Raw genomic sequence first — 23,689 nt, 5'->3', positions numbered from 1 at the left:
TGAACCATAGTTCTCGGCGGCGGCTAATCACAGGGACGGGCGCGAGGGTGACCGTTTTGAGACGCAAAGTAGGCTTTAAGTCGTGTCGATGAACCGTATTGCCCTGTATTACGCCTTTGCGCCGCTCCCCGATCCCGACGCCATCAGACTCTGGCAGCGCGCACTCTGCGAGAAGTGGGGGCTGCGGGGCCGGATCCTGATCTCGAAGGACGGCATCAACGGCACCGTCGGTGGGGACATCGCCGCGGTCAAACAGTACGTGAAGACCACCCGCGAGTATCCCGCGTTCAAGGGCATGGACATCAAGTGGTCCGACGGCGGCGCAGCGGACTTCCCCCGGCTCAGCGTGAAGGTCAGGGACGAGATCGTCTCCTTCGGGGCGCCGGGCGAGCTCCGCGTGGACCGCGACGGGGTGGTGGGAGGCGGCGCGCACCTCGCACCCGAGGAGCTCCATGCCCTGGTCGACGCCAAGAAGGCGGCGGGGGAGGAGGTCGTGTTCTTCGACGGGCGCAACGCCCTCGAGGCGCAGATCGGCCGGTTCAGGAACGCGATCGTCCCCGACGTGCGGACGACCCACGACTTCGTCCGCGAGCTCGACTCCGGCAAGTACGACGACCTCAAGGACAAGCCGGTGGTCACCTACTGCACGGGTGGCATCCGCTGCGAGGTCCTGTCCAGCCTCATGATCAATCGCGGCTTCCAGGAGGTGTACCAGCTCGACGGCGGGATCGTCCGCTACGGCGAGAAGTACCGCGACGGGGGACTCTGGGAGGGTTCGCTGTACGTGTTCGACAAGCGCATGCACCTCGAATTCAGTGACGACGCCGTCACCCTCGGCAGGTGTGTGCGGTGTGCTGCGCCCACCAGCACCTTCCAGAACTGCTCCAATCAGGAGTGCCGGAACCTCACCCTGTACTGCGCAGGCTGCGCCGCGGACGCCGTCACCCTGCGCTGCCCGCAGGGCTGCGAGGCCGACGAGTCCGAAGCGACGGCAGCGGGTGCCGCCTGATGCGCGGGCGTGAGGATGCGGTCAGGTCGAGCGACGCCGACGACGTCGAGGCTGCCTCGGCTCGGGCGGGCAGCGCGTGGCCGGAGTTCGACGCCGATGTCGCGACTGCGCCGTCGAGCCAGGACCCCGCACTGCTCGTCGCGCTCGCTGCCGACCTCGAGGCGCTCGACTACACGGTCGACGGCGTCGGAGCCCTGCTGGGCACGGCCGCCTACGCGGCCCTCGCCCGGGGACAGCTGGCTCCGGCACTCCTGCAGGCCAGGAGGCTGCTGGGGAGTCCGGCGCGCGAACCCCTGATCCTGACGTCATCGCAGCGCGTCGACGGCGGCGAGCATCCCCGCTCCGAGCCGGTGAGAGCCGTCCCTGTGCTGCTGTGGCTCCTCGGGGACGCCGTGGACGGCACCGCGATCGATGCCGCCTTCCCCCGGACAGGACGAGCGGGGCTCCTCCGGCTCCGGCTGGTCGAGGAGGGGCAGCCGGTCGAGGAGGGCGGGTCCGCCGGCACCGGCGGTTCCGCCGAGTCATGGGCGGACCCTGCAGCCGACACGGGGACGTCGCCCGGGCCCGGCATGGCGCAGGGCATCCGGGCCGCCGTGGAACTGCGTCCCTACGGCTCCGACGTGGGCGGGGACCTGTGGGTCGCGAGCGACCTCGGCTCCGAGCAGCGTCCCGGGCCTCTCCGCCACGACCACGTCCTCGGGATCGGCGGGGCGTCGCTGACCCTGGCACAGACCGTGATGCGGACGCCGGTGGGCCGCGCTCTCGATCTCGGGACGGGTTGCGGCATCCAGGCCTTCCATCTGCTGTCCCATGCCCGGCACGTCACCGCCACGGACATCTCGGACCGGGCGCTCGCGTTCGCCCGCTTCAACCTCCTGCTGAACGGGCCCGTGCTCGGGGTCGATCCGGAGCAGCCGGGGGACCGGATCACCCTCCGGCTCGGGAGCCTCCTCGAGCCCGTGGCGGGCGAGCACTTCGATCTCGTGGTCTCGAACCCGCCCTTCGTCATCACGCCGCGCACCGGTCCGCAGGAGGAGTCCTACACCTACCGCGACGGCGGCCTGGCAGGGGACGCCATCGTGGAGACGCTGGTCCGCGAGCTTCCCGGGGTGCTCGCGCCGGGCGGCGCCGCCCAGCTGCTCGGCAACTGGGAGATCACGGAGGGAACCCCGTGGGACCGGCGGATCCGTTCCTTCGTCCCGGCCGGCGTCGATGCCTGGGTGATCCAGCGCGAGCAGCTCACCCCGGTGCAGTACGCCGAGACCTGGCTGCGCGACGCCGCGGAGAACCGGGACCGGGCGGCGTACCTCGGCAGTTTCGCCGCGTACCTCGCGGACTTCTCCTCGCGGAACGTCGAGGCCGTCGGATTCGGTTCCGTCTGGCTGAGACGCCCTGCCGGGGAGGACGCACTCGTCCGGGTCGTGCTCGAGGAGATCACGCACGAGATCGAGCAGCCCATCGGCCCGCACCTGGCCGCCGCCGTCGGACGCGCGGACTGGCTCTCCGCGCGGACCGAGCAGTCGGCGTCGGGCCTCGGCATCGCGGACGAGTTCCTCCTCGTGGCCGATGACGTCACCGAGGAACGGCACCAGCGCCCGGGCGCAGAGCACCCCGGCGTCATCCTGCTGCGCCAGGGGGCGGGTCTCCGGCGGACGTCGCTCCTCAGCACGGAACTCGCGGGCTTCGCCTCGGCGTGCGACGGCGACCTCACGGCGGGGCAGATCGCGGGGGCTCTCGCGATGCTCCTCGAGCGGCCGGATCCCGCGTTCAGCACCGGGCTGCTGGTCGATGTCGAGCAGCTGATCCGGGAGGGGTTCCTGATTCCGGGGGCCTGAAACCAGCCGTTACCCTTGTGCAGGTACGCATGACGCATACTGTGTGGTGAGGCCCAGCAGGGGGTTCCGGACCGTGAACCCGCGAACCTGCCGAGGTATCGCACCCGTATATATAGGAGAGAAGTGCCGACCAAGGCCACGGACAACAAGCACGGCAAGAAGCTCGTCATCGTCGAGTCCCCGAGCAAGATCAAGAGCATCTCGGGGTATCTCGGTGAGGGTTTCCAGGTCGCGGCGTCCATGGGGCACATCCGTGATCTCCCCCAGCCGTCGGATCTGCCGGCGGAGCTCAAGAAGTCCTCGGTGGGCAAGTTCGCCGTCGATCTCGACAAGGATTTCGAGCCGTACTACGTCGTCTCCCCGGAAAAGCGGAAGACCGTCGCCGAGCTGAAGGCGGCCCTGAAGGACGCCGACGAGCTCTATCTCGCCACCGACGCCGACCGCGAGGGCGAGGCCATCGCGTGGCACCTGCTGCAGGTCCTGAAGCCGAAGGTCCCCGTGTACCGCCTGACCTTCGGCGAAATCACCAAGGAGGCCGTCACCCGCGCGCTCGGTGAACTGCGCGAGGTCGACATCCCGATGGTGGACGCCCAGGAGACGCGGCGCATCCTCGACCGGCTCTACGGCTATGAGATCTCGCCCGTCCTGTGGCGCAAGGTGGCCCGCGGGCTCTCGGCCGGACGCGTGCAGTCCGTCGCCACACGCCTCGTCGTCGAGCGCGAACGGGAGCGCATGGCGTTCCGCGCCGCGTCCTACTGGGACCTGACCGGCACGTTCACGCCCGAGGACTCCTCGAAGGGCAGCGCATTCCCCGCGAAGCTGGTCGCCGTCGACGGCAGCCGGATCGCCTCCGGCAAGGACTTCACCGACCGTGGCGAGCTCAAGTCATCGGCCGTGGCACGCCTCGACGAGGACTCCGCACGGTCGCTGGTGGCCGGCCTCGAGTCGGCGACGTTCGCGATCCGCTCGGTGGAGACCAAGCCCTACACGCGGCGTCCCGCCGCCCCGTTCACGACGTCGACCCTGCAGCAGGAAGCCGCGCGCAAGCTGCGCTTCAGCTCGAAGGTGACCATGCAGGTGGCGCAGCGCCTGTACGAGAACGGCTACATCACCTACATGCGTACGGATTCATCCTCGCTCTCGGACCAGGCCATCAATGCGGCGCGCCGGCAGGCCTCGGAGCTGTACGGACCCGAGTACGTGCCCGAGGCACGGCGCGTCTACAAGGGCAAGGCCAAGAATGCACAGGAGGCACACGAGGCGATCCGCCCCGCCGGTGACTCCTTCCGCACGCCCGCCCAGGTGGCGCAGTCCCTGCGCGGCGACGAGTTCCGCCTCTACGAGCTGATCTGGAAGCGCACCGTCGCCTCGCAGATGGCCGATGCCAAGGGGTCGACGGCGTCGCTGCGCCTCGGCGCGACGAGCGCGGACGGCAGGGACGCAGAATTCGCGGCGTCCGGCACCGTCATCACCTTCCGCGGCTTCATGGCCGCCTACGAGGAGGGGCGCGACGCCGACCGCGCCGAGGACGGCGCCGACGACGACGCGCAGGGGACCCGCCTGCCGAACGTCGCCAAGGGTGACGCGCTCGGGGCGAAGGCCATCGAGGCCGTAGGCCACGAGACGTCCCCGCCCCCGCGCTACACCGAGGCCTCCCTGGTGAAGGTCCTCGACGAGCGCGGTATCGGCCGCCCGTCAACCTACGCGGCGACCATGTCCACCATCATGGACCGCGGCTACGTCCGGACACGCGGCCAGGCGCTGGTACCGAGCTGGATCGCGTTCTCCGTGGTGCGCCTGCTCGAGGAGCACTTCAACGACTACGTGGACTACGACTTCACAGCGGAGCTCGAGGAGGACCTCGACCGCATCTCGCGCGGCGAGGCCGGCCGCGTCGAATGGCTGAACCGCTTCTACTACGGCGATCGCAAGGAGACGGGCCTCCACACGATCGTCAACGACCTCGGCGAGATCGACGCACGGCGCATCAACTCGGTGGAGATCGCGGACGGCATCACGCTGCGCGTCGGCAAGTTCGGCCCCTACCTCGAGAAGCCGCTCCCCGCGGACGCGCCCGAGGGGACGGAGCCGCAGCGTGCCAACGTGCCCGAGGACCTCGCTCCGGACGAGCTGACGGCGGAGAAGGCCATCGAACTGATGGAGGCTCCGACGTCGCAGGAGCGGGAGCTCGGGAAGGATCCCGAGACGGGGCGTACCATCGTGGCCCGCGACGGGCGCTACGGACCCTACGTGATCGAGCTGATCCCGGAGGTGACGGCCGAGGAACTCGCGAGCCAGCCCGTGGAGTACTACAAGAACGGCAAGCCCAAGCCGCCCAAGAAGCCAGCGAAGGTCAAGCCGCGCACGGGATCGCTGTTCAAGTCCATGTCCATGGACACCGTGACGCTCGAGGACGCCCTCAAGCTCATGAACCTGCCGCGCGTGCTCGGCACGGACGAGGAGGGCAAGGAGCTCACCGTGCAGAACGGCCGCTTCGGGCCGTACCTGAAGAAGGGCAGCGATTCCCGGTCGATCGGCTCGGAGGAGGAGATCTTCACGATCACCCTCGAGCAGGCGCTGGAGATCTACAAGCAGCCCAAGCAGCGTGGCGGCCGCACGGTCACCCCGCCGCTCGCGGAGTTCGGTGACGACCCGGTGAGCGAGAAGCCGATCGTCGTGAAGGACGGGCGCTTCGGTCCGTACGTGACCGACGGCGTCACCAACATCACCGTGCCGGGATCGATGGCCATCGAGGAGCTCACGCGCGAGCAGGCGATCGACATGCTCGCCGAGAAGCGCGCCAAGGGTCCGGCGCCGAAGAAGACGACCCGGCGGGCACCCGCCAAACGCAAGGTCGGGGCGGGCAAGTAGCCGCGGCACTGCGGACACGGACAATGGTGGGGGCTGAGCTGGGAGCGCGGGAACAATGCGGCTAGGTGTGCTGGACATAGGGTCGAACACGGTCCATCTTCTCCTCGTGGACGCCCACCCGGGCGGCAGGCCCGTCCCGTTCGCGTCCCACAAGAAGCCCCTGCAGCTCGTCGCCTACCTCGACGAGCGCGGGAGCATCTCCCGTGAGGGCCAGGACGAGCTCGTGGGGTTCGTGCAGGAGGCACGCGCCTTCGCGGACCGGCACGACGCCGAGGACTTCCTCGCGTTCTGCACCTCCGCCATCCGGGAGGCCGGCAACGGCCGCGAGGTGCTGGCGCGGGTCCGCGCGGAGACCGGCGTCGACCTCCAGGAACTCTCCGGTGACCAGGAGGCTGCGGTCACCTTCCAGGCCGTGCGCCGCTGGTACGGCTGGGGTGCGGAGTCGATCCTCAACCTGGACATCGGTGGAGGGTCCTTCGAACTGGCGATGGGCACGGACGAGCTGCCCGAGGTCGCGCTGTCCGTCCCGCTGGGCGCGGGCAGGCTGACCCGCGACTGGCTGCAGGGTGATCCTCCGTCGGCCAAGAGCGTCAAGGAGCTGCGCCGCTACATCAGGTCCACCCTCCGCGAGGCCGTGCCGCAGTTCGCCCATCTCGGACGGCCGCACCTGGTCGCGGGGACCTCGAAGACCTTCCGGTCCCTCGCGCGGATCGCCGGCGCTGCGCCGTCGGCTGCTGGTCCTTTCGTCCGCCGCGAACTGCGCCGGGAGGACCTCACCCTCTGGACCAAGCGGCTCGCCGCCATGAGCGCGAAGGATCGGACCAACCTCGACGGCGTCTCGGAGCTCCGCGCGCCCCAGGTGCTCGCCGGCGCGCTCGTCGCCGAGTGCGCCCTGGAACTGTTCGAGGTGCCCTCCATGGACATCTGCCCCTGGGCGCTGCGTGAAGGGCTGCTCCTGCGACGGTTCGACGCCAAGATGTTCGAGGCCGAGGAGCCGCTGCCCGGTGCGGGCGTGGGCCACGCCCAGCTCGACTCGACGCGGCGCGTCCCGCTGTCCCGGGGGGCCTGACGTGGCCTTCACGCCGGATGCACGTCCCGCCATCCCCGTGGCACTCTCCAGCGCCTCGGTCTACCCGCTCGCGGTGCATGACGCCTTCGCCCTGGCGCAGGATCTCGGGTACGACGGCGTCGAGGTCATGGTGACGAACAACTCGGTGAGCCAGGACCCGGACCAGCTGGGGGTCCTCAGCGAGCGCTACGAGATGCCCATCCTGGCGATCCACGCGCCGACGCTCCTGCTCACGCAGCAGGTGTGGGGCAAGGCCTGGACGAAGATCGAGCTCTCCGCGGCCATGGCCGCGGAAGTGGGCGCGAAGACCGTGGTCACGCATCCGCCGTTCCGCTGGCAGACGGGGTATGCCGAGGGGTTCCCCGAGGGTATCCGGCGGGTGGCGGCGGAGTACGGTGTGGAGATCGCGGTCGAGAACATGTATCCCTGGAAGGTCCGTGGCCGCGAGGCGAAGGCCTACCTGCCGCACTGGAATCCCGTGCCGGAGCCCTACGACCGCATCACCTGGGACTTCTCCCACGCTGCGATCGCCGGGATGGACTCGTACGAGGAGATCCGGGGGCTGGGGGACCGGCTCGCCCACGTGCACCTGACGGACGGGACACCGAACGGCAAGGACGAGCACCTGCTGCCGGGCCAGGGCCAGCAGCGGTGCGCCGAAGCGCTGGAACATCTCGCCGCCGGTGCCTGGAACGGCGTGGTGGCGGTCGAGGTCAGTACGCGACGCGCCCGAGGTGCGGGCGAACGGGAGGAATGGCTCGCCGAGACCCTCCGGTTCGCGCGCGAGCATCTCGTCAGCTGACGCTGCACGACCCTTTCGCCGACCGACGGACTGCCCGTTCGTGGTGAGGACGAGGGGAGGATGGCGACGATGCGACCGGGCACCTGCGGGTTAAAAGGAATGGCGCCGGTGGACTGTCCAGATGTTGGGGGAATCATCTGTTGCCACCGACGCCGGACCGGATCAGGAATTCCGGTCCTCATCACTCGCACCCTTATGAGGTACCAGTAACACTAGGACCCGTCCTTGTGCTGCAACGGCAAGGACGCTGGGAGTAGGCTGTGAGCCCCTCGTGGCAGGATGACTGCATGACTGCCGACACCTCACAGCGCATCGCCTTCCTCGGCTGCGGATCCATGAACGAGTCCATCCTGGCCGGCCTCCTGGCTGCCGGCACCGACCCCGCAGGCGTCACCGCCACGGTCCGCCGATCGGCGCGGGCGGAGGAGCTCCGCGCACGGCACGGCGTCACGGTCCTCGCCACGGGTGACGATGACGGCGCCAATGCCGCCGCGGCGCGCGGGGCCGACGTCGTCATCCTGGGCGTGAAGCCCGTGGGAATCGTCCCGCTCGCCCGCGAGATCGCCGCGGTGCTGAAGCCGACCGCCGTCGTCGTCAGTGTCGCGGCCGCGGTGTCGCTCGCCATGATCGAGGCCGCCCTGTCCGAGGGCCAGGCCGTGGTCCGCTCGATGCCGAACACGCCGTCGAGGCTCGGCAGGGGCGTGCTCTCGATCTCCGCGGGGTCTGCGGCGACGCCGGAGCACCTGGGCAGGGTGCGGGAGCTCCTGGCCGCTGCCGGTACCGTGGTGGAGATCCCCGAGTCCCAGGTGGACGCCCTCTCGGCCGTCAGCGGTTCCGGCCCGGCCTACGCCTTCTACCTCGCCGAGGCCATGGCGGCGGCGGGAGTCGAGCTCGGACTCGACGCGGACCTGTCGGCGCTGATCGCCCGGGAGACCGTGGCCGGGGCGGGGTTCATGCTGGCCGAGGAGGACGCCGACGCCGCAGCACTGAGGCGCGGCGTCACGAGCCCCAACGGCACCACGCAGAGTGCCATCGAGACGTTCGAGGCGATGGGGCTGCCGTCGATCATCGCGAGCGGGGCGCGGGCGGCGACGGCACGCGCCGCCGAGATCACGCGCGAACTGGCTGCTCCTGCGTCGTCCTGACCGGACGCAGGGACCAGACCGCCAGCAGGGCCACCGGCACGACGACGCCGAGGCCGGCGAAGACCGCCAGCGGCAGCGGCCCCTGGCCGGACACGGTGCCCGTGAGGGTCAGGGTGACGGTGATGGAGGAGAACATCGTGACCGGCACGAGCACCGCGAGCAGGATCCGCGTCACGACGCGCGTCACTCCCGCCCGCGAACGTGCGAACACGAGACCCACCGGGAACAGCAGGGCGATCCACACCCAGTGGTGGAACCAGGAGATGGGCGAGATCGCCAGCATCACGACGGCGTTCGCGGTGATTGCGCGCAGCCGGTCGCCGTCGTCGTCGGCACGCCGGATGGCGCGGTAGCCGACCACGATCACGGCGAGCGACGCAAGGAGCCAGAGCGGGCGTTGGAGGCCGTCGGGAAGGCCGGACTGCATGACGACCGAGTTGAGCGACACGTTGTAGAGGTCCGCGGTGTCACCCACGCGGGAGGCGTCGAAGAGCGCCCCCAGCCAGAAGATCGCCGAGTCGCGGGGTGCCACCAGCCAGGCGACCGCGACCGTGGAGCCGAAGGAGGCGGCGAGCCAGGCGAGCGAGCGCCAGTCGCGGCGGGCCAGGAACACCAGGCCGAAGGCGAGCGGCGTCAGCTTGATCCCCGCGGCGATGCCGATCAGGACCCCCGAGGGAAGCCGCGTGGAGCGCAGCAGGTCGGCGAGGACCAGCACCATCAGGAGTGCGTTGACCTGCCCGAAACCGAGGCCCTCCCGCCACGGTCCGCTGATGCCGATCATGAGTACCACCGCCGGAAGGGCCAGGGGCGGCCGACTCCAGGACACACCGGAGGAGCGCAGGTACCGTACGACGACGACCGACACCACCACGAGGCAGATGCAGGAGAGCCCGGTGACGAGTGCCAGGGCGAATGCCTCGGGGACGAGTGCCACGGGGATGAGGAGGAGCGCCGCAAAGGGCGGGTAGGTGAAGGGCAGCCCGCGCGTGTCCGTCTGGACCAGCGCGTCGTCGTACAGCTCCTTGTCCCCCGCGCGGCCCAGCAGGGCGAGCGCACCCTCCCGGTACACCGTGAGGTCCAGGCCATGGATCTGCGCGGCGAGGACGACGACGGCGAGCACCAGGGCGCAGGCGGCAGCGTTGAGCGCGGCCACCCTGCCGGACGCCGCCGGCGCCGCCGGGGTCTGGAGTGCCGGCACCCTACGGCCGGCCGGCGAAGCGCTCGAGCAGGTCAACGTGCCCCGAGACGATCAGCATGTCCCGGCCCGAGACCTTCGTGTCCGGGCGGGCGTAGGTGAAGTCCTCGCCCGGCGACTTCACCCCGACCACGGTGACGCCGTACTTGGAGCGCACCGCCGATTCCGCGAGCGTGAAGCCCTGGGTCTCCTTCGGCGGATACATCTTCACGATCGCGAAGCCGTCGTCGAACTCGATGAAGTCCAGCATCCGTCCGCCCACGAGGTGCGCTGCGCGTTGCCCGGCGTCGGCCTCGGGGTAGATGACATGGTTCGCGCCGATACGCTTCAGGATCTTGCCGTGCGAGGGGGTGATCGCCTTGACCCACAGGTGATCGATTCCGAGGTCCACGAGGTTCGCGGCGATGAGCACGCTCGACTCGATCGACGTGCCCACCCCGACCACGGCCGCCGAGAACTCCTGGGCGCCGAGCTGGCGCAGCGAATCGATGTTCGTGGCATCCGCCTCCACGACGTGCGTGAGGATGCTCGCGAACTTCTGCACGAGCTGCGGATCCCGCTCGATGGCGAGGACCTCGCGCCCCTGGCGGACCAGTTGCTCGGCGGTCGCCGCGCCGAACCGGCCGAGGCCGATCACGAGGACGGGGGCGTTGTGGGCGGGTCTCTCAGCCAATGATCGGCCTCTCGTCGGGGTAGCGGTAGAGCGTGCTGCGTTGCCTCAGCGCCAGGGCTGAGGCGAGCGTGATGGTTCCCATGCGCCCGGCGAACATCAGGGCGGACAGGACGTACTTGCCGGCGGGCGGGAGTTCGGCACTGAGGTTCGTGCTGAGGCCGCAGGTCGCGAACGCGGAGATGACCTCGAACACCACCTTGTCCAGGGGCTCGTCCGTCATGCTGAGGATCAATGCACTGCCGATCAGCACCAGGGTGGCGCCCATGAAGATCACGGAGATGGCCACCCGCATGGCGCCCGAGGGGATGGTGCGGCCCCAGGCCCTCACGTCGCTGTCCCCGCGGGCCTCTGCGACGATCGCGAGGAACATGACGGCGATGGTGGTCACCTTGATACCGCCCGCGGTCGAGGCCGAGCCGCCACCGGCGAACATGAGGGCATCGGTGAGGAGCATCGTGGTGGACGTCATGTCGTTCTGGTCCACGAGGTTGAAGCCGCCGGACCGCGTCATCACCGAGGCGAACAGGGCGTGGATCGTCTTGTCGGCGACGCTCAGGTCCGAGATGGTGCGTTCGTTCTCCCACTCGAGGAAGCCCCAGGCGAAGGTGCCCGCGACGAGCAGGATCAGGGAGACGGAGACGGTCAGCTTCGCGTGCAGCGTCCACTTGCGGAAACGGTGCCGCACCTGGACGAGCACCATCACCACAGGGAAGCCGAGACTGCCGAGGAACACGCCGACCATCAGGGGCGTGAGGATCCAGAGGTCGGTCTCGTACGGCACCAGCCCGTCACTGTGCGGGGTGAAGCCGGCGTTGTTGAAGGCGGAGATGGAGTAGAAGACGCCGTGCCAGACCGCCTGCCACCACGGCTCGCCGAGGATCACGAACCGGGGGATCAGCACGATGGCGAGGACGATCTCGATCAGCACGGAGGTGGTGATGACGATCCGCAGCAGGGTGCCGATCTCGCCGAGCCGGCTGGCGTTGTTGAGCGCCTCCTGGGCCAGGAGCTTCCCGCGCACCCCGAGCCGCTTGCTCACGATCAGCGCGAGGAGCGACGCGAGGGTCAGGGTGCCGAGGCCGCCGATGAAGATGCCGAGGAGGATCACCAGCTGCCCGAAGAAGGACCAGTGGGTGGCGGTCGAGACGACGGTGAGGCCGGTGACGCAGACGGCGGACACCGCGGTGAAGAACGCGTCGTGCAGTGCCGTGACCTCTCCGGTCGCCGAGGACATCGGCAGGCTCAGCAGCGCGGTGAACATGAGGATGACCGCTGTGAAGATGAAGAGCGCCAGCCGGGCGGGGGAGCTGTTCGCGAAGGAGTCGACGAAGTCGCGGACCGAGGCCAGCAGCCTGACGTACCCGCGTCGATCGTCCTTCAGCCACCGTGGCTGTTGACTTACCATTGACGTCCGCTCTGCCCCGTGTGCCGGTCCTTCCGCCGAAGCGGCTGCCCCTTATTCTCCCCTGCAGTAGTAAAGCATCTCACTCCGGACCGTCGTGGGGAGATCAGGCATCGCGTACCCTTGCAGGGATGTCTACGCACACCGGTCCGGCGGTACCCCTGCAGGTCGCCTGGGACGAGGCGATGCTGGCCTACGACTTCGGCCTGCAGCACCCCATGAACCCTGAGCGGCTGCACCTGACGGCCCGGCTCCTGGGTGACTCCGGGCTGCTCGACCTCGACGGCGTCCGCGTGGTCGCCCCCTCCGTCGCCTCCGACGAGGACCTCGCGACGGTCCACAGCGACGACTACATCCGTGCCGTCCGCGACCTGAGTGGCAATCCCGACCGATCGGACCCGGCTCACGGGATCGGCACCGAGGACAACCCCGCGTTCAGCGGCATGCACGAGGCCAGCGCACGGCTCGCCGGCGGGTCCCTGGATGCCGCCGACGCACTCATGAGCGGTCGCGCCGTCCGTGCCGTCAACTTCGGTGGCGGGATGCACCATGCGGCACGGTCCCGGGCCAGCGGCTTCTGCATCTACAACGACGCCGCCGCCTCCATCCGGCGACTGCTCGACCGCGGAGCGCAGCGCGTCCTCTACATCGACGTCGACGCCCACCACGGGGACGGCACCGAGAGCATCTTCTGGGACGATCCCCGGGTCCTGACGATCTCCCTCCATGAGACCGGGATGAGCCTGTTCCCGGGTACGGGATTCGCGAACGAGATCGGCGGGCCGGGCGCGGAGGGGTCCGCAGTGAACGTCGCACTGCCGACGACGGCCGGAGACGCCGCTCTCCTGCGGGCCTTCCACGCGGTGGTCCCACAGCTTGCCGGGGCCTTCGCTCCGGACGTGGTCGTCAGCCAGCACGGCTGCGATTCCCACCGCGAGGATCCCCTGACGAACCTGAGGGTCAGCGTCGACGCCCAGCACATCCTCATGCTGGCGGTCAGGGACCTGGCGGACCGGCTCTGCGGGGGTCGCTGGATCGCGACCGGCGGGGGCGGGTACGCGCTCGCCAGCGTGGTCCCGCGGTCATGGACGCTCCTCGTCGCGGTCGCTGCGGGGGCTCCGATGGGCCCGGCGACACCCGTCCCTGCGGCGTGGCGGGACTACGTGCTCGAACGGCACGGCGTCGATGCGCCACGCCTCATGGGTGACGGCGCCGATACGTGGTGGCGCTCCTGGGAGATCGGCTACGACCCCGACGACGAGCTGGACCGCACCGTCATGGCGACGCGCAAGGCCGTCTTCCCCCTCCACGGGCTGGACCCCTGGTTCGACTGACCATCGCGCGGCAGGATGCCGCCCGACGTATATATCGCTAGGGTGGGCGAATGGGTATCGATGATGTTTTCGCTGTCATCGCCGAGAGCACGCGCAGGCAGATCCTCGAGCATCTGCGCGACGGCGACAAAGCGGTGGGGGAGCTCGTGATCGAGCTGCACGTGAGCCAGCCGACCGTCTCGAAGCATCTCAAGGTCCTCCGGGAGGCGGGACTGGTGTCCATGCGGGCCCAGGGGCAGAAGCGGTTCTACTCGCTCGACACCGCTCCACTGGGCCTCGTGAGGGAGTGGCTCGACGGCGTGGAGCCACGACCGCTCGCCGAGGCGCAGGCGCCGACGGTGGAGGACCTCGTCGAGACGCTCGGCACGCAGCCGGGGCAGGGCCGGGCCGGCGAGGGCCGGGTGCAGGACGCCGTGCTGGCCGCCGCGGTCCTCGCCGGACCGGATCCCCTCGCCGAGGCGGACGGTTCGAGGGCACAGCTCGGCCGGACCATGGGGCGTGCGGCGGAGCGGGCTGCCGATCTCCTGTCGCAGCTCCGGCGGCGTCGCGATCCGTCCTCGTAGCACCGGCCGGTCGCGCCGCCCTTCGAGGCCGGAGAACGGCCGGTTCGAGGAGGCGGGTACAGGCTCCGGGGCGCCCTTTCACTTTGGTCACATCAGCCACTACAGTGATCCCCTAGGCGGATAATCCTTATGCTTCAAGGCGACACGCCGATCAGTCGCTCAGGGGTGTCTTTCTCGATGCCGGTCTCAGGGTGAGTTATGACCTCCATGCAAAGGAATAGTGGTGAGATGGCAGACGGGATTAACTTCTCGGATGTGCAGTTCTTGACGGTCGCGGAGGTCGCCGACCTCATGCGAGTGTCGAAGATGACCGTGTACCGGCTCGTGCACGCTGGTGACCTGCCCGCCGTGCAGTTCGGTCGCTCGTACCGCGTTCCGGAGTCGGCCGTCCAGGAATTCCTCCAGCGCGCGCAGGTGGACGGCCAGTCCGAGAGCGCCTGAGCCGCCGTCGCCGGGCCGGGCCGTCCTGACCCTCCACCAAACGGATGTACCCTATTAAGGAGCGTTTTCGGCGGCCACAGGTCCGTCCGAGTCAGTGCATCACCCGGGCGATTGCCACCAGGTACACGCCTTTCGTCAGCCCCGGTACCGACTCCTGGCACGTCGCCGGAGAGCGGGACCGGCACCACAACAGTCTGTGAGGACTCTATGGGTTCAGTAATCAAGAAGCGCCGCAAGCGTATGGCCAAGAAGAAGCACCGCAAGCTGCTGCGCAAGACGCGCCACCAGCGCCGCAACAAGAAGTAGACAGCCCGGCCCAGCGCCGAGGTCTGCCGAACGGCCCGGAATCCCGCCTTCGTGGTGTGGGTGCCGGGCCGTCGTCGTACCCGGGGACCATCAGGACCGACCACCGTAGCCGGAGACTGCAGGCCGGCCCCAGGAGACGGGGCGGGATCGCCGGCCACCACCCACCGGAGACCGGAGCCCGGGCGGTGCCCACCCCGCGGAGACGGCGACCTGTGAGCCGCCGCGCGTCAGCGGTTCCGGAAGCGGGAGAAGCTCCGCCAGAGACCGTAGACCGATCCCGCAATCGTCGCCGCCCGCAGCCCGAGCGTCGCGGCGCGGCGTCCGCTCCGGAAGTCGTAGACGGGCCAGTTGTTCGCGCGGGCGTGACGGCGCAGCCTGCCGTCCGGGTTGATGGCCACGGGATGGCCGACGGCGGTCAGCAGCGGGATGTCGTTGTAGGAGTCGCTGTATCCCCAGCAGCGCGAGAGGTCGAGGTTCTCCCGTGCCGCGAGGTCGAGGACGGCGACGGCTTTCGCGGGTCCGTGGAGGAACTCGCCCACCAGCTTCCCCGTGTACAGGCCGTCGGCCACTTCGCCGACGGTCCCGAGGGCGCCGGTCAGGCCCAGTCTGCTCGAGATGACCGCTGCCACTTCGACCGGGGTCCCCGTGACGAGCCAGACCTGGCGGTTCGAGGACAGGTGGTGTTCGGTGAGGGCGCGCGCGCCGGGCCAGATCTTGGAGGCGATCATCTCGTCGTACACCTCCTCGCCGAGCGCGAGGATGTCCTCGTGGGCGATGCCGATGGCGAAGGCGAGGGCGGCGTCCCGCACCGAGTTGACGTCCGTCATGGTCTCGCCGCGCATGATGAAACGGAGCTGCTTCCATGCGAGGCCGGCGGCGAAGCGCAGGGTGAACGCCTTGCGCTGGTACATCTTCCGGCCGACGTGGAAGAGGCTCGCACCGCGCATCAGCGTGTTGTCTACGTCGAAGAAGGCGGCCTCGCCCTGGACGGTCGCCGGAGGCCTTGGCATGGGCTGCGTGCCCCGAGCGGCGTCCGGCATGCTCCGAGTGTAGTTCGTCGTCCCGCTGCCCCTGCCGTCACCCGGCAGTACGGTGGAGTGATGGAAGCATCGGCGGAGATCCCCGCGACCGGCATCGTCCTCCTGACCCGTCCGGCATGCCATCTCTGCGAGGAGGCCCGGCTCGTCGTGGCCCGCGTCGTGCAGGAGCTGGGGCTCGAGTGGCAGGAGGTCTCCGTCACGGAGGCTCCCACGGCAGGAGCCCGCTTCGCGGAGGAACTGCCGGTGCTGTTCATCGACGGGGTGCAGCGGGATTTCTGGTCCATCGACGAGGCGAGGCTGCGGAGGCTGCTCTCCGGCGGGTGAGGCGGCGACGAACCGCCCCCGCCGAGCTCCTCCGGAGCTCCGACGAGCCACGGCCGGAATGTCCGGGGAGTGTCGGCCGACGGTGGGCTTGGTGGCCCTGCGCGCTCGGCATAAAGTGGTGATACGTCCGCCCCGCCGTCGAGGGTCCAGGATCCGCCGTCCTCCGCCGGGATGCGGCGGCGCAAGCAACGGAGCCGCACACTGTGACACCACCGGACATGCCAGGCCTCCACCCCGTGGGTGATCCGGTGCGCCATATCCCTCCCGCCTCGGTGGCGCGCCTCACCATCTACCTGAGGGCGCTCAACAGCCTGCTCGGCGAGGGGATCGAGCGCGTCTCCTCGGAGGAGCTCGCGGACGCCGCGGGGGTCAACTCGCCGATGCTCCGCAAGGACCTGTCCTACCTCGGCTCCTACGGCACGCGCGGCGTCGGCTACGACGTGCAGTATCTCAACCGCCAGATCTCCATCGCCCTGGGGCTGACGCTCGACTGGCGGGTGGCCATCATCGGCGCCGGCAACCTCGGCCGGGCGCTGGCCGGTTACTCGGGCTTCGTCTCGCGCGGCTTCGAGATCGTGGCGCTGTTCGACGCCGATCAGCTCGTCGTCGGATCGGAGGTCGGCTATCTCCGGGTCAGTGCCGTGGACGACCTCGAGACGGTTCTGGAGCGGACCCGCACCAACATGGCCGTGCTCTCCGTGCCCGGGCCGGTCGCCCAGGAACTGTGCGACCGGCTGGTCGCGGCGGGTATCTCCAGCATCCTGAGCTTCGCCCCGGTGGTGCTGCAGGTCCCTCCGCACGTGCAGCTGCGCAAGGTCGACATGTCCACCGAGCTGCAGATCCTCGCCTACCACGCACAGAGGGCGCAGGAGCCGGACCTCGGTCCGATCTCCCGCGCCCAGTAGCCGGCGGTCGTGCGGGGTCAGTACCCCAGCCGCTGCGGCGCGAAGTAGGGGCGCGCGGGCTTCAGGTAGGTCATGACGACGCCGGCCACGCCGAGCAGCATGACGAGGAGGCCGAGCGCCGTCGAGATCACGGGCGTCTCGGGGACGACGGTCCCGCTGGCCTCCGCGGCCTGGTTGATGATCGGCAGGAGCAGGAGCGACCCGACGGTGGACACCACGTTCAGCGCTGCCAGGACGGTCGCGGTGATGCGGGCCCAGTTCTGGCCCCGGCGGATGAACAGCGCCAGGACCACGTAGACGGCCGCGAACACCACGGCGAAGACCAGCCTGATCCCGACCCCGAACGAGCCGCCGGCCATCTCGGGAATGTCGATCAGCAGCGCCGAGGTGATCGAGGAGACGAGGTAGGCGACCCCGGCGGCCAGGACGAGGTAGTACGCCCGGACGACCTCCCTCGGAGCAGGGCCCTTCCCGGGTGCGTCCGAGCCGCCCGCGCTCTTGCCGGAGGTCGGGTAGGCGTAGCTCGAGGGTTGGGCAGGCTGGTAGCCGCTGGGCCCCGAGCTGTTCTGCTGCCCGTACTGCTGCCCGGCGGGGCGGCCGTCCTGGCTCGCGCCTCCGGGCGGGTTCCAGCCCTGCGCGTTGTTCCCCGGGCCCTGGTCGTTGTGTGGCGTACTCATCGCGGCGTCCTCCGTGTGCAGTGCGTGGCTGTCCTGGATCCGCAGGATCGGCGCCGGTGCCCCCATGGACGTCCCCGCCGCCGGTGCGGTCTTCCGTCAGCCTAGTAGTTCCCCCGCGAGGGTGACAGGCCGACGGCGTCCGATCCGGGCGCGGACGGCGGGCTCCTCACCCGGGCTCGCCCCGTCCGCGACGTCCACCGCAGGAAGCCTGTGGGACGCCGACGGCCGGCGTCGTCGGGGGACGACGCCGGCCGTCAAGCGGTGCGGCGGGGGAGGAGGGTCGGGTCAGACCGTCGCGGCGACGGGAGCGACGAACTCCGCTTCGATGCTGATGGTCACCTTGTCACCGACGAGGACGCCGCCGGCTTCGAGCGCGGCGTTCCAGGTCAGGCCGAAGTCCTTGCGGGAGATGGTCGTGGACGCCGAGACGCCGGCGCGGGTGGTGCCGAAGGGATCGACGGCGACGCCGTTGAAGTCGGCCTCCAGGACCACGGACTTGGTGATGCCGCGGATGGTGAGGTCACCGGTGATGGTGTAGCTCTCGCCCGAGCCGGCGTGCGACGTCGAGACGAAGGTCATCTCCGGGAACTGCTCGACGTCGAAGAAGTCGGCGCTCTTGACGTGGCCGTCGCGGTTCTCGTCGCCCGAGCTGAAGGAGGCGGTCTTGATGGTGACGGTGATGGCGGAGTCCTCGAGGGAGGAGCCGACGGCGAGGGAGGCGTCGACATCCTTGAAGGAGCCTCGGACCTTGCTGATGCCGGCGTGGCGGACACTGAAGCCGACCTCGCTGTGCGCGGGGTCGAAGGACCAGGTGCCGGAGGTGAGGCCTGTGGGAACGGTCATGATGATCTCCTGGAGAAGAGGGATGGCGAATGCTTACGAGATGGAAAAGCATGCGTATGCATGTTTTATTCCACACATCGCTCAAATCTTCAACCAACTGATCACGAGAGCGCCCTGCGCCTCCTCGTCGGCGATTGGCCGTGACACGGTGGCATGCGGGAAACTGGGGGCATGCAGAGATCAACCGTCCACCTGGTACGCCATGGTGAGGTCCACAATCCGGAGGGCGTCCTCTACGGCAGGCTCCCCGAGTTCCACCTCTCCGAGCTCGGGCGGCGCATGGCGTCCCAGATGGCCGGTCACTTCGCGCAGCGACGGGACGACGGCGCGAACATCGTCCTGCTGGTGGCCTCTCCCCTGACCCGTGCGCAGGAGACGGCGCAGCCCGTCGCCGAGGCCCTCGATCTCGAGATCTCCACGGACGAGCGCATCATCGAGGCGGACAACCGCTTCGAGGGGATGTCGAGGATCAAGAGCCGCCTCCGCCAGCCCCGGTACTGGCCGCTGCTCGTCAACCCGTTCCGTCCGTCCTGGGGCGAGCCGTACAGCGAGCAGGCGGAGCGGGTCATGAGGGGCGTGCAGGACGCACGGCGCCGCGCCGTCGAGCTGGGCGGTGCGTCCGAGGCCCCGGCCGAGGCCATCCTGGTGAGCCACCAGCTGCCCATCTGGGTCACGCGACTCGCGGCCGAGCGCCGTCGTCTCTGGCACGATCCGCGCCAGCGCGAGTGCACGCTGACCTCGGTGACCTCGATCGACTTCGAGGGTGACGTCATCCGGCGGGTCCGGTACGCCGAGCCCTGCGCGGACCTCCTACCCGGTGCCGCGAATGTCCCCGGGGCGTAATAGAATTACTACACGTCGTAGAAATCAACGGAAGAAGCCGTGACCACACTCGTCCGCTCCACCAGGCGTCACCTGCTGCTCAGGCTGGGTGTGGCGCTGGCCTTCACCGTGCCGGTCTCCCTGGTGGTGACCTCGTGCGATGCGGACGATCCCCTGGCCCAGCAGGCCGATGCGGGAGACGGCAAGAACTACATCGCCGGAGACGGCTCCGTCACGGAGTACGACCCGACGGTCCGGGGCGAGCCCGTCGCCATCGACGGCACCCTCTTCGACGGGACGGCGGTCTCCAGTTCCGACTGGGCAGGCCAGGTCGCCGTCCTCAACTTCTGGTACGCCTCGTGCGCGCCCTGTCGCGAGGAGGCACCCGACCTCGTCTCGCTGCACGACGAGTACGCGCCGCAGGGCGCGGTCTTCCACGGGGTGAACATCCGCGACGAGCAGGCGACCGCCGAGGCCTTCGAGCGCAGTTTCGACATCCCGTACGAGAGCTTCGACGACAAGGACGGCGGCGTCCTGCTGGACATGACGCAGTACGTCCCCCCGCAGGCCGTGCCGACCACCCTGGTTCTCGACAAGGAGGGGCGCGTGTCCGCACGCATCCTCGGCCTCGCGGACCGCAGCACGTTGAAGGCACTGATCACCGATGCGCTCGCGGAGTAGCGCCGTGCGCGCACCGCGCCGATGATCACCTCGATGGTCCTGCCCGCGGCCGGTCACCTCTCCACCTCCGTTCCCCTCGTCGCGGGGAACGCGTTCGCCGATGCCGTGCTCAGCGGGTCCATGCTCCTCGCGCTGCCGGTCGCCCTGCTGGCCGGGCTCGTCTCCTTCGCCTCACCCTGCGTCCTTCCGCTCGTCCCCGGCTACCTCGGCTACGTCACGGGTCTCACCGGGGTGGACCTCGAGAAGCAGCGGCGCGGCCGGATGGTCGCCGGGATCGGACTGTTCGTGCTCGGGTTCTCCGTCGTGTTCATGGCCTACGGGGCGCTCTTCGGCCAGCTCGGGGCCTTCCTGCGCGTCTCCCAAGGCTGGCTCATCCAGGTGTTCGGCGTCGTCGTGATCCTCCTGGGCGTCGTCTTCATGGGCGGGTTGTCCTGGTTCCAGCGCGAGAGCCGCGTGCACGCGAAGGTGCCCGCCGGCCTGCTGGGAGCCCCGCTGCTCGGCGTGACGTTCGGGCTCGGGTGGGCGCCGTGCATCGGCCCCACGCTCGGGGCGGTCCAGCTCCTGGCCATCTCGGGCAATGACGCGACGGCGCTCAAGGGTGCCCTGCTGACCTTCGTCTACTGCCTCGGACTCGGGCTCCCGTTCCTCCTGATCGCACTCGGCGTCCGGCGCGGCATGGGCGCACTCGCGTTCTTCCGCAGGCACCGCCTGCTGCTGCAGCGCACCGGAGGCGGCATGCTCGTGCTCGTCGGCGTGCTGATGGTGACGGGTCTCTGGAACACCTGGATCACCCGGCTGCAGGACCTGGTGATCGGGAATGTGGTGCTGCCGATATGACGACCCCACGCGCCGGTAACAGCCACGAGGACGAAGCACGGACGGGAAGGGCACTGTGAAGCAGGACATCTCCGAGGACACGAGGGGCACGGCCGGCAGCGGCCGGTCCGACGTCGTCCTGCCCTCCCTCGGCTTCCTCGGCACCCTGCGGTGGGCCTGGACGCAGCTGACGAGCATGCGCACCGCGCTGTTCCTCCTCCTGTTCCTCGCCGTCGCGGCGGTGCCCGGTTCGCTCTTCCCGCAGCGCCCCGCGAATCCCGCGGTCGTCACGCAGTACATCCAGAACAATCCGGACACGGGCCCGGTGCTGGACTGGTTCCAGCTCTTCGACGTCTACTCGTCCGTCTGGTTCTCCGCGATCTACCTCCTGCTCTTCATCTCGCTCATCGGTTGCGTGGTCCCCCGGGCACGGGCGCACTTCAGGGCTGTGCGCTCCACGCCCCCGAGGACGCCCAAACGGCTCTCGCGACTGCCCGTCTACGGCACGCTCGAGGTCCCCGCCCATCGGGCACGCGCGGCCGGGCTCACGCCGTCGTCCGCTGCCGAGGAGGCCGCAGCCCTGCTGAAGAAGCGCGGATACCGGGTGGACGTGCGCGACGCCGGCACGGACCGACCCTCGGTGGGTGCGGAGCGCGGACTCGCGAAGGAGTTCGGCAACCTCGTCTTCCACACCTCGCTGATCGGCGTGCTCGTCTCCGTGGCGGTCGGAGGGCTGTTCGGCTACAACGGCCAAAAGGTGATCGTCGAGGGCGACAGCTTCGTCAACACCCTGATCGGGTACGACAGCTTCAACCCCGGATCGAACTTCTCCGACGACCGGCTCGATCCCTTCTCGATCCGCCTCGACTCCTTCGACGTACGCTTCGACCGCGAGCAGACCAGCCACTACGGCCAGCCCCTGGACTTCACGGCGAACATCACCACGCAGGAGGGGCCGGGCGCCGACGAGGAGCCACAGGTCCTCAAGGTCAATGCGCCGGTGACCATCGGCGGCACCAACGTCTACCTGGTGGGCAACGGGTATGCGCCGGTCGTGACGGTGCGCGACGGCGAGGGCAACATCGCCTCCGAGGGGCCCGTCGTCTCCGTACCGTCGGACGGTCTCTACACCTCGCTGATCGTCATCAAGGCGCCCGACGCGAAGCCGGACCAGCTCGGCTTCGTCGGATTCTTCCTCCCCACCGCCTTCGTCGACGAGCAGGGCGTCTCCTTCTCGAGGGATCCTGATCCCTTCAACCCGCAGCTGAACCTCAACTCCTACTACGGGGACCTGGGGCTCGACGACGGCACCCCCGAGAACGTCTACGTCCTCGACACCGAGAACCTGACCGAGCTCAACAGCCGCACCAACGACGACGGCGGGATCGTGCTCGGGGTCGGCCAGACCTACGACCTGCCCGAGGGCAAGGGCTCGGTCACCTTCGACGGACTGAAGCGCTACGTGGCGCTGGACATCCACCACGACCCGGGGGAGGTCGGAGCACTCGTCTTCTCGACGCTCGCGCTGCTGGGCCTGACGGCGTCCCTGTTCATCGGCCGGCGCAGGCTCTGGGTCCGAACGGGCGAGCATCCCGACGGGCGCATCATGCTCGAGTACGGCCTGCTCGCCCGCGGCGAGGACCACCGACTGCCTGCCGAAGGCAAGGCCGTCGAGAAGCTGCTGGCCGACCGCTGGCTGGCACCCGAGGGTGCCGCGGAGGAAGATACATTGCAGGAGGCCGGGACATCGGCAGCCGGCACGGGGAATTCGCACCACACGACGAAGGACAACTGATGCCACAACCAGTCAACGCCGAGCTCGGGCAAATCAGCGAGCTCCTCATGCTGCTGGCCTCCATCGCCTATGTGGTGGCCCTGATCTTCTTCGTGCTGGACCTCGTCCGGTCCAGCACGACCATCGGCACGATCGAGTCGCGGCTCGCGCGCCAGCAGGGTGCGCCCGAGCGTGCACTCGCCGGCGTCGGGGCACGGGGCGGGGGGTCGGCAGCGGGGTCCACGCCGGCGGCCCGCTCGACCGCGGACGACTCCATGGACTACGGCGCGGGCCCCCGGCGCGGCACGGCAAGGATCGCCGTGTCGCTGACGATCCTCGCGGCCGTGATCCACGGCGCCGCCGTCGTGAGCCGTGGTGTCGCCGCGAACCGCGTGCCCTGGGGCAACATGTACGAGTTCTGCACCACGGGTGCCTTCCTCGTCGCGGCCATCTTCCTCATCACCCTCACCCGCAAGGACCTCCGCTTCGTGGGCTCCTTCGTGGTGGGCCTCGTCGTGATCATGCTGTGCGCGGCAACGGTCGGGTTCCCCACGCCCGTCGCCCGCCTGATCCCGGCCCTGCAGAGCTACTGGCTGATCGTGCACGTCTCCATCGCCGTCGCCTCCTCGGCCCTGTTCACCATAACCTTCGCGATGTCCGTGCTGCAGCTCCTGCAGACCAGCCGGGAGGCGAAGCTGCTCGCGGGCAAGGTCGACACCGCGAAGTTCCTCCGCCTGGTGCCCTCGGCCCTCAGCCTCGAGAATCTGTCCTACCGCCTGAACGCCATCGCGTTCGTCGGCTGGACCTTCACCCTCATGGCCGGCGCCATCTGGGCGGAGCAGGCCTGGGGCCGTTACTGGGGCTGGGACACCAAGGAGGTCTGGACCTTCGTGATCTGGACCGTCTACGCCGGGTACCTGCACGCTCGCGCCACCAGGGGCTGGACGGGTACGCGCGCCGCCTGGCTCTCGATCGTCGGGTACCTCTGCATCGTCTTCAACTTCACGATCGTGAACATCTACTTCTCGGGCCTGCACAGCTACTCCGGCGTCTAGGAGCAGCCTGCCCCACGACGAAGCCCCGCGGTCCCGACCGCGGGGCTTCATCGTGGGGCAGGCTGCTCCTAGACGCCGGAGTAGCTGTGCAGGCCCGAGAAGTAGAT

The 23,689-nt window shown here is 69.4% G+C and carries 23 protein-coding genes; 17 read left to right on the top strand and 6 right to left on the bottom strand.

Going from position 1 to position 23,689, the window contains the following annotated elements; genetic code table 11:
- Positions 1 to 82: 82 nt before the first annotated feature.
- The 6 genes from trhO to proC all read left to right on the top strand — a co-directional run bounded on the left by trhO (position 83) and on the right by proC (position 8,731).
- Positions 83 to 1,009 (top strand): oxygen-dependent tRNA uridine(34) hydroxylase TrhO, encoded by a 927-nt coding sequence (gene trhO, locus ACTIMO_RS00115; RefSeq protein ID WP_448181080.1) that lies wholly within the window; start codon positions 83 to 85, stop codon positions 1,007 to 1,009.
- On the top strand, positions 1,009 to 2,844 hold the full coding sequence (locus ACTIMO_RS00110; RefSeq protein WP_448181079.1) for a DUF7059 domain-containing protein: 1,836 nt from the start codon (positions 1,009 to 1,011) through the stop codon (positions 2,842 to 2,844). The genes trhO and ACTIMO_RS00110 overlap by 1 nt, the downstream gene beginning before the upstream one ends.
- Positions 2,845 to 2,967: 123 nt before the next feature.
- Positions 2,968 to 5,715 carry a type I DNA topoisomerase gene (topA, locus tag ACTIMO_RS00105; RefSeq protein WP_448181078.1) on the top strand — a complete coding sequence of 916 codons (2,748 nt, stop codon included), beginning with the start codon at positions 2,968 to 2,970 and terminating at the stop codon, positions 5,713 to 5,715.
- A 55-nt stretch (positions 5,716 to 5,770) separates the two neighbouring features.
- Entirely contained in the window at positions 5,771 to 6,784 is a 1,014-nt protein-coding gene (locus ACTIMO_RS00100) for a Ppx/GppA phosphatase family protein (RefSeq protein WP_422390587.1), read from the top strand.
- Position 6,785: 1 nt separating this feature from the next.
- The gene (locus tag ACTIMO_RS00095) at positions 6,786 to 7,586 is read left to right on the top strand and encodes a sugar phosphate isomerase/epimerase family protein (protein ID WP_422390586.1); all 801 of its coding nucleotides are present in this window, start codon (positions 6,786 to 6,788) and stop codon (positions 7,584 to 7,586) included.
- A gap of 287 nt (positions 7,587 to 7,873) precedes the next feature.
- Positions 7,874 to 8,731, top strand: coding sequence for a pyrroline-5-carboxylate reductase (gene proC / locus ACTIMO_RS00090; RefSeq protein WP_422390585.1), 858 nt, complete (start codon positions 7,874 to 7,876; stop codon positions 8,729 to 8,731).
- Here the strand turns inward: proC and ACTIMO_RS00085 are convergent.
- From ACTIMO_RS00085 to ACTIMO_RS00075, 3 genes are read right to left on the bottom strand one after another with little or no spacing between them, the layout of a single operon-like run.
- Complete coding sequence (locus ACTIMO_RS00085) at positions 8,697 to 9,929, bottom strand: glycosyltransferase 87 family protein (RefSeq protein ID WP_448181077.1); 1,233 nt, start codon at positions 9,927 to 9,929, stop codon at positions 8,697 to 8,699. The two genes, proC and ACTIMO_RS00085, sit on opposite strands and share 35 nt — an antisense overlap.
- Position 9,930: 1 nt before the next feature.
- Entirely contained in the window at positions 9,931 to 10,599 is a 669-nt protein-coding gene (locus tag ACTIMO_RS00080) for a potassium channel family protein (RefSeq protein WP_055767514.1), read from the bottom strand.
- On the bottom strand, positions 10,592 to 12,004 hold the full coding sequence (locus ACTIMO_RS00075) for a TrkH family potassium uptake protein (RefSeq protein WP_448181076.1): 1,413 nt from the start codon (positions 12,002 to 12,004) through the stop codon (positions 10,592 to 10,594). The genes ACTIMO_RS00080 and ACTIMO_RS00075 overlap by 8 nt, the downstream gene beginning before the upstream one ends.
- A 128-nt stretch (positions 12,005 to 12,132) precedes the next feature.
- Between ACTIMO_RS00075 and ACTIMO_RS00070 the strand changes: the two genes are divergently transcribed.
- From ACTIMO_RS00070 to ACTIMO_RS00055, 4 genes are all read left to right on the top strand, one after another.
- Positions 12,133 to 13,335, top strand: coding sequence for an acetoin utilization protein AcuC (locus ACTIMO_RS00070; protein WP_055767522.1), 1,203 nt, complete (start codon positions 12,133 to 12,135; stop codon positions 13,333 to 13,335).
- A 50-nt stretch (positions 13,336 to 13,385) separates the two neighbouring features.
- Positions 13,386 to 13,898 carry an ArsR/SmtB family transcription factor gene (locus tag ACTIMO_RS00065; RefSeq protein WP_055767526.1) on the top strand — a complete coding sequence of 171 codons (513 nt, stop codon included), beginning with the start codon at positions 13,386 to 13,388 and terminating at the stop codon, positions 13,896 to 13,898.
- 228 nt (positions 13,899 to 14,126) lie between these two features.
- Complete coding sequence (locus ACTIMO_RS00060; RefSeq protein ID WP_055767529.1) at positions 14,127 to 14,339, top strand: helix-turn-helix domain-containing protein; 213 nt, start codon at positions 14,127 to 14,129, stop codon at positions 14,337 to 14,339.
- 207 nt (positions 14,340 to 14,546) lie between these two features.
- Positions 14,547 to 14,645, top strand: coding sequence for a 30S ribosomal protein bS22 (locus ACTIMO_RS00055; protein ID WP_003792170.1), 99 nt, complete (start codon positions 14,547 to 14,549; stop codon positions 14,643 to 14,645).
- Between the two features lie 227 nt (positions 14,646 to 14,872).
- Here ACTIMO_RS00055 and ACTIMO_RS00050 read toward each other — a convergent pair whose 3' ends face one another.
- Positions 14,873 to 15,685, bottom strand: coding sequence for an HAD family hydrolase (locus ACTIMO_RS00050; RefSeq protein ID WP_055767531.1), 813 nt, complete (start codon positions 15,683 to 15,685; stop codon positions 14,873 to 14,875).
- A gap of 60 nt (positions 15,686 to 15,745) precedes the next feature.
- On the opposite strand from ACTIMO_RS00050, the gene ACTIMO_RS00045 reads away from it, so the two are divergent.
- A complete protein-coding gene (locus ACTIMO_RS00045; RefSeq protein WP_422390582.1) occupies positions 15,746 to 16,009 on the top strand; it encodes a glutaredoxin family protein in 264 nt (87 codons plus the stop codon).
- Positions 16,010 to 16,227: 218 nt separating this feature from the next.
- Positions 16,228 to 16,914 carry a redox-sensing transcriptional repressor Rex gene (locus ACTIMO_RS00040; RefSeq protein WP_055767534.1) on the top strand — a complete coding sequence of 229 codons (687 nt, stop codon included), beginning with the start codon at positions 16,228 to 16,230 and terminating at the stop codon, positions 16,912 to 16,914.
- Between the two features lie 17 nt (positions 16,915 to 16,931).
- On the opposite strand, the gene ACTIMO_RS00035 is transcribed toward ACTIMO_RS00040, so the two are convergent.
- The gene (locus ACTIMO_RS00035; protein ID WP_448181075.1) at positions 16,932 to 17,591 is read right to left on the bottom strand and encodes a hypothetical protein; all 660 of its coding nucleotides are present in this window, start codon (positions 17,589 to 17,591) and stop codon (positions 16,932 to 16,934) included.
- A 285-nt stretch (positions 17,592 to 17,876) separates the two neighbouring features.
- Positions 17,877 to 18,434, bottom strand: a complete 558-nt coding sequence (locus tag ACTIMO_RS00030) for a YceI family protein (protein ID WP_152812704.1) — start codon at positions 18,432 to 18,434, stop codon at positions 17,877 to 17,879.
- 171 nt (positions 18,435 to 18,605) lie between these two features.
- Between ACTIMO_RS00030 and ACTIMO_RS00025 the strand changes: the two genes are divergently transcribed.
- The 5 genes from ACTIMO_RS00025 to ccsB are packed head-to-tail and all read left to right on the top strand — an operon-like array spanning position 18,606 to position 23,582.
- Positions 18,606 to 19,277 carry a histidine phosphatase family protein gene (locus ACTIMO_RS00025; protein ID WP_152812702.1) on the top strand — a complete coding sequence of 224 codons (672 nt, stop codon included), beginning with the start codon at positions 18,606 to 18,608 and terminating at the stop codon, positions 19,275 to 19,277.
- A gap of 39 nt (positions 19,278 to 19,316) precedes the next feature.
- A complete protein-coding gene (locus ACTIMO_RS00020; protein ID WP_448181074.1) occupies positions 19,317 to 19,937 on the top strand; it encodes a TlpA family protein disulfide reductase in 621 nt (206 codons plus the stop codon).
- 33 nt (positions 19,938 to 19,970) lie between these two features.
- Positions 19,971 to 20,774 carry a cytochrome c biogenesis CcdA family protein gene (locus ACTIMO_RS00015; RefSeq protein ID WP_055769176.1) on the top strand — a complete coding sequence of 268 codons (804 nt, stop codon included), beginning with the start codon at positions 19,971 to 19,973 and terminating at the stop codon, positions 20,772 to 20,774.
- A 55-nt stretch (positions 20,775 to 20,829) separates the two neighbouring features.
- Entirely contained in the window at positions 20,830 to 22,548 is a 1,719-nt protein-coding gene (resB, locus tag ACTIMO_RS00010; protein WP_448181073.1) for a cytochrome c biogenesis protein ResB, read from the top strand.
- Positions 22,548 to 23,582: a c-type cytochrome biogenesis protein CcsB gene (ccsB, locus tag ACTIMO_RS00005; RefSeq protein WP_448181072.1), complete on the top strand. Its 1,035-nt coding sequence runs from the start codon at positions 22,548 to 22,550 to the stop codon at positions 23,580 to 23,582. The genes resB and ccsB overlap by 1 nt, the downstream gene beginning before the upstream one ends.
- The last annotated feature ends 107 nt before the right edge of the window (positions 23,583 to 23,689 follow it).

This window comes from Arthrobacter sp. CP30 (assembly GCF_053470025.1).
This window is presented reverse-complemented; position numbering and strand designations above follow the sequence as displayed.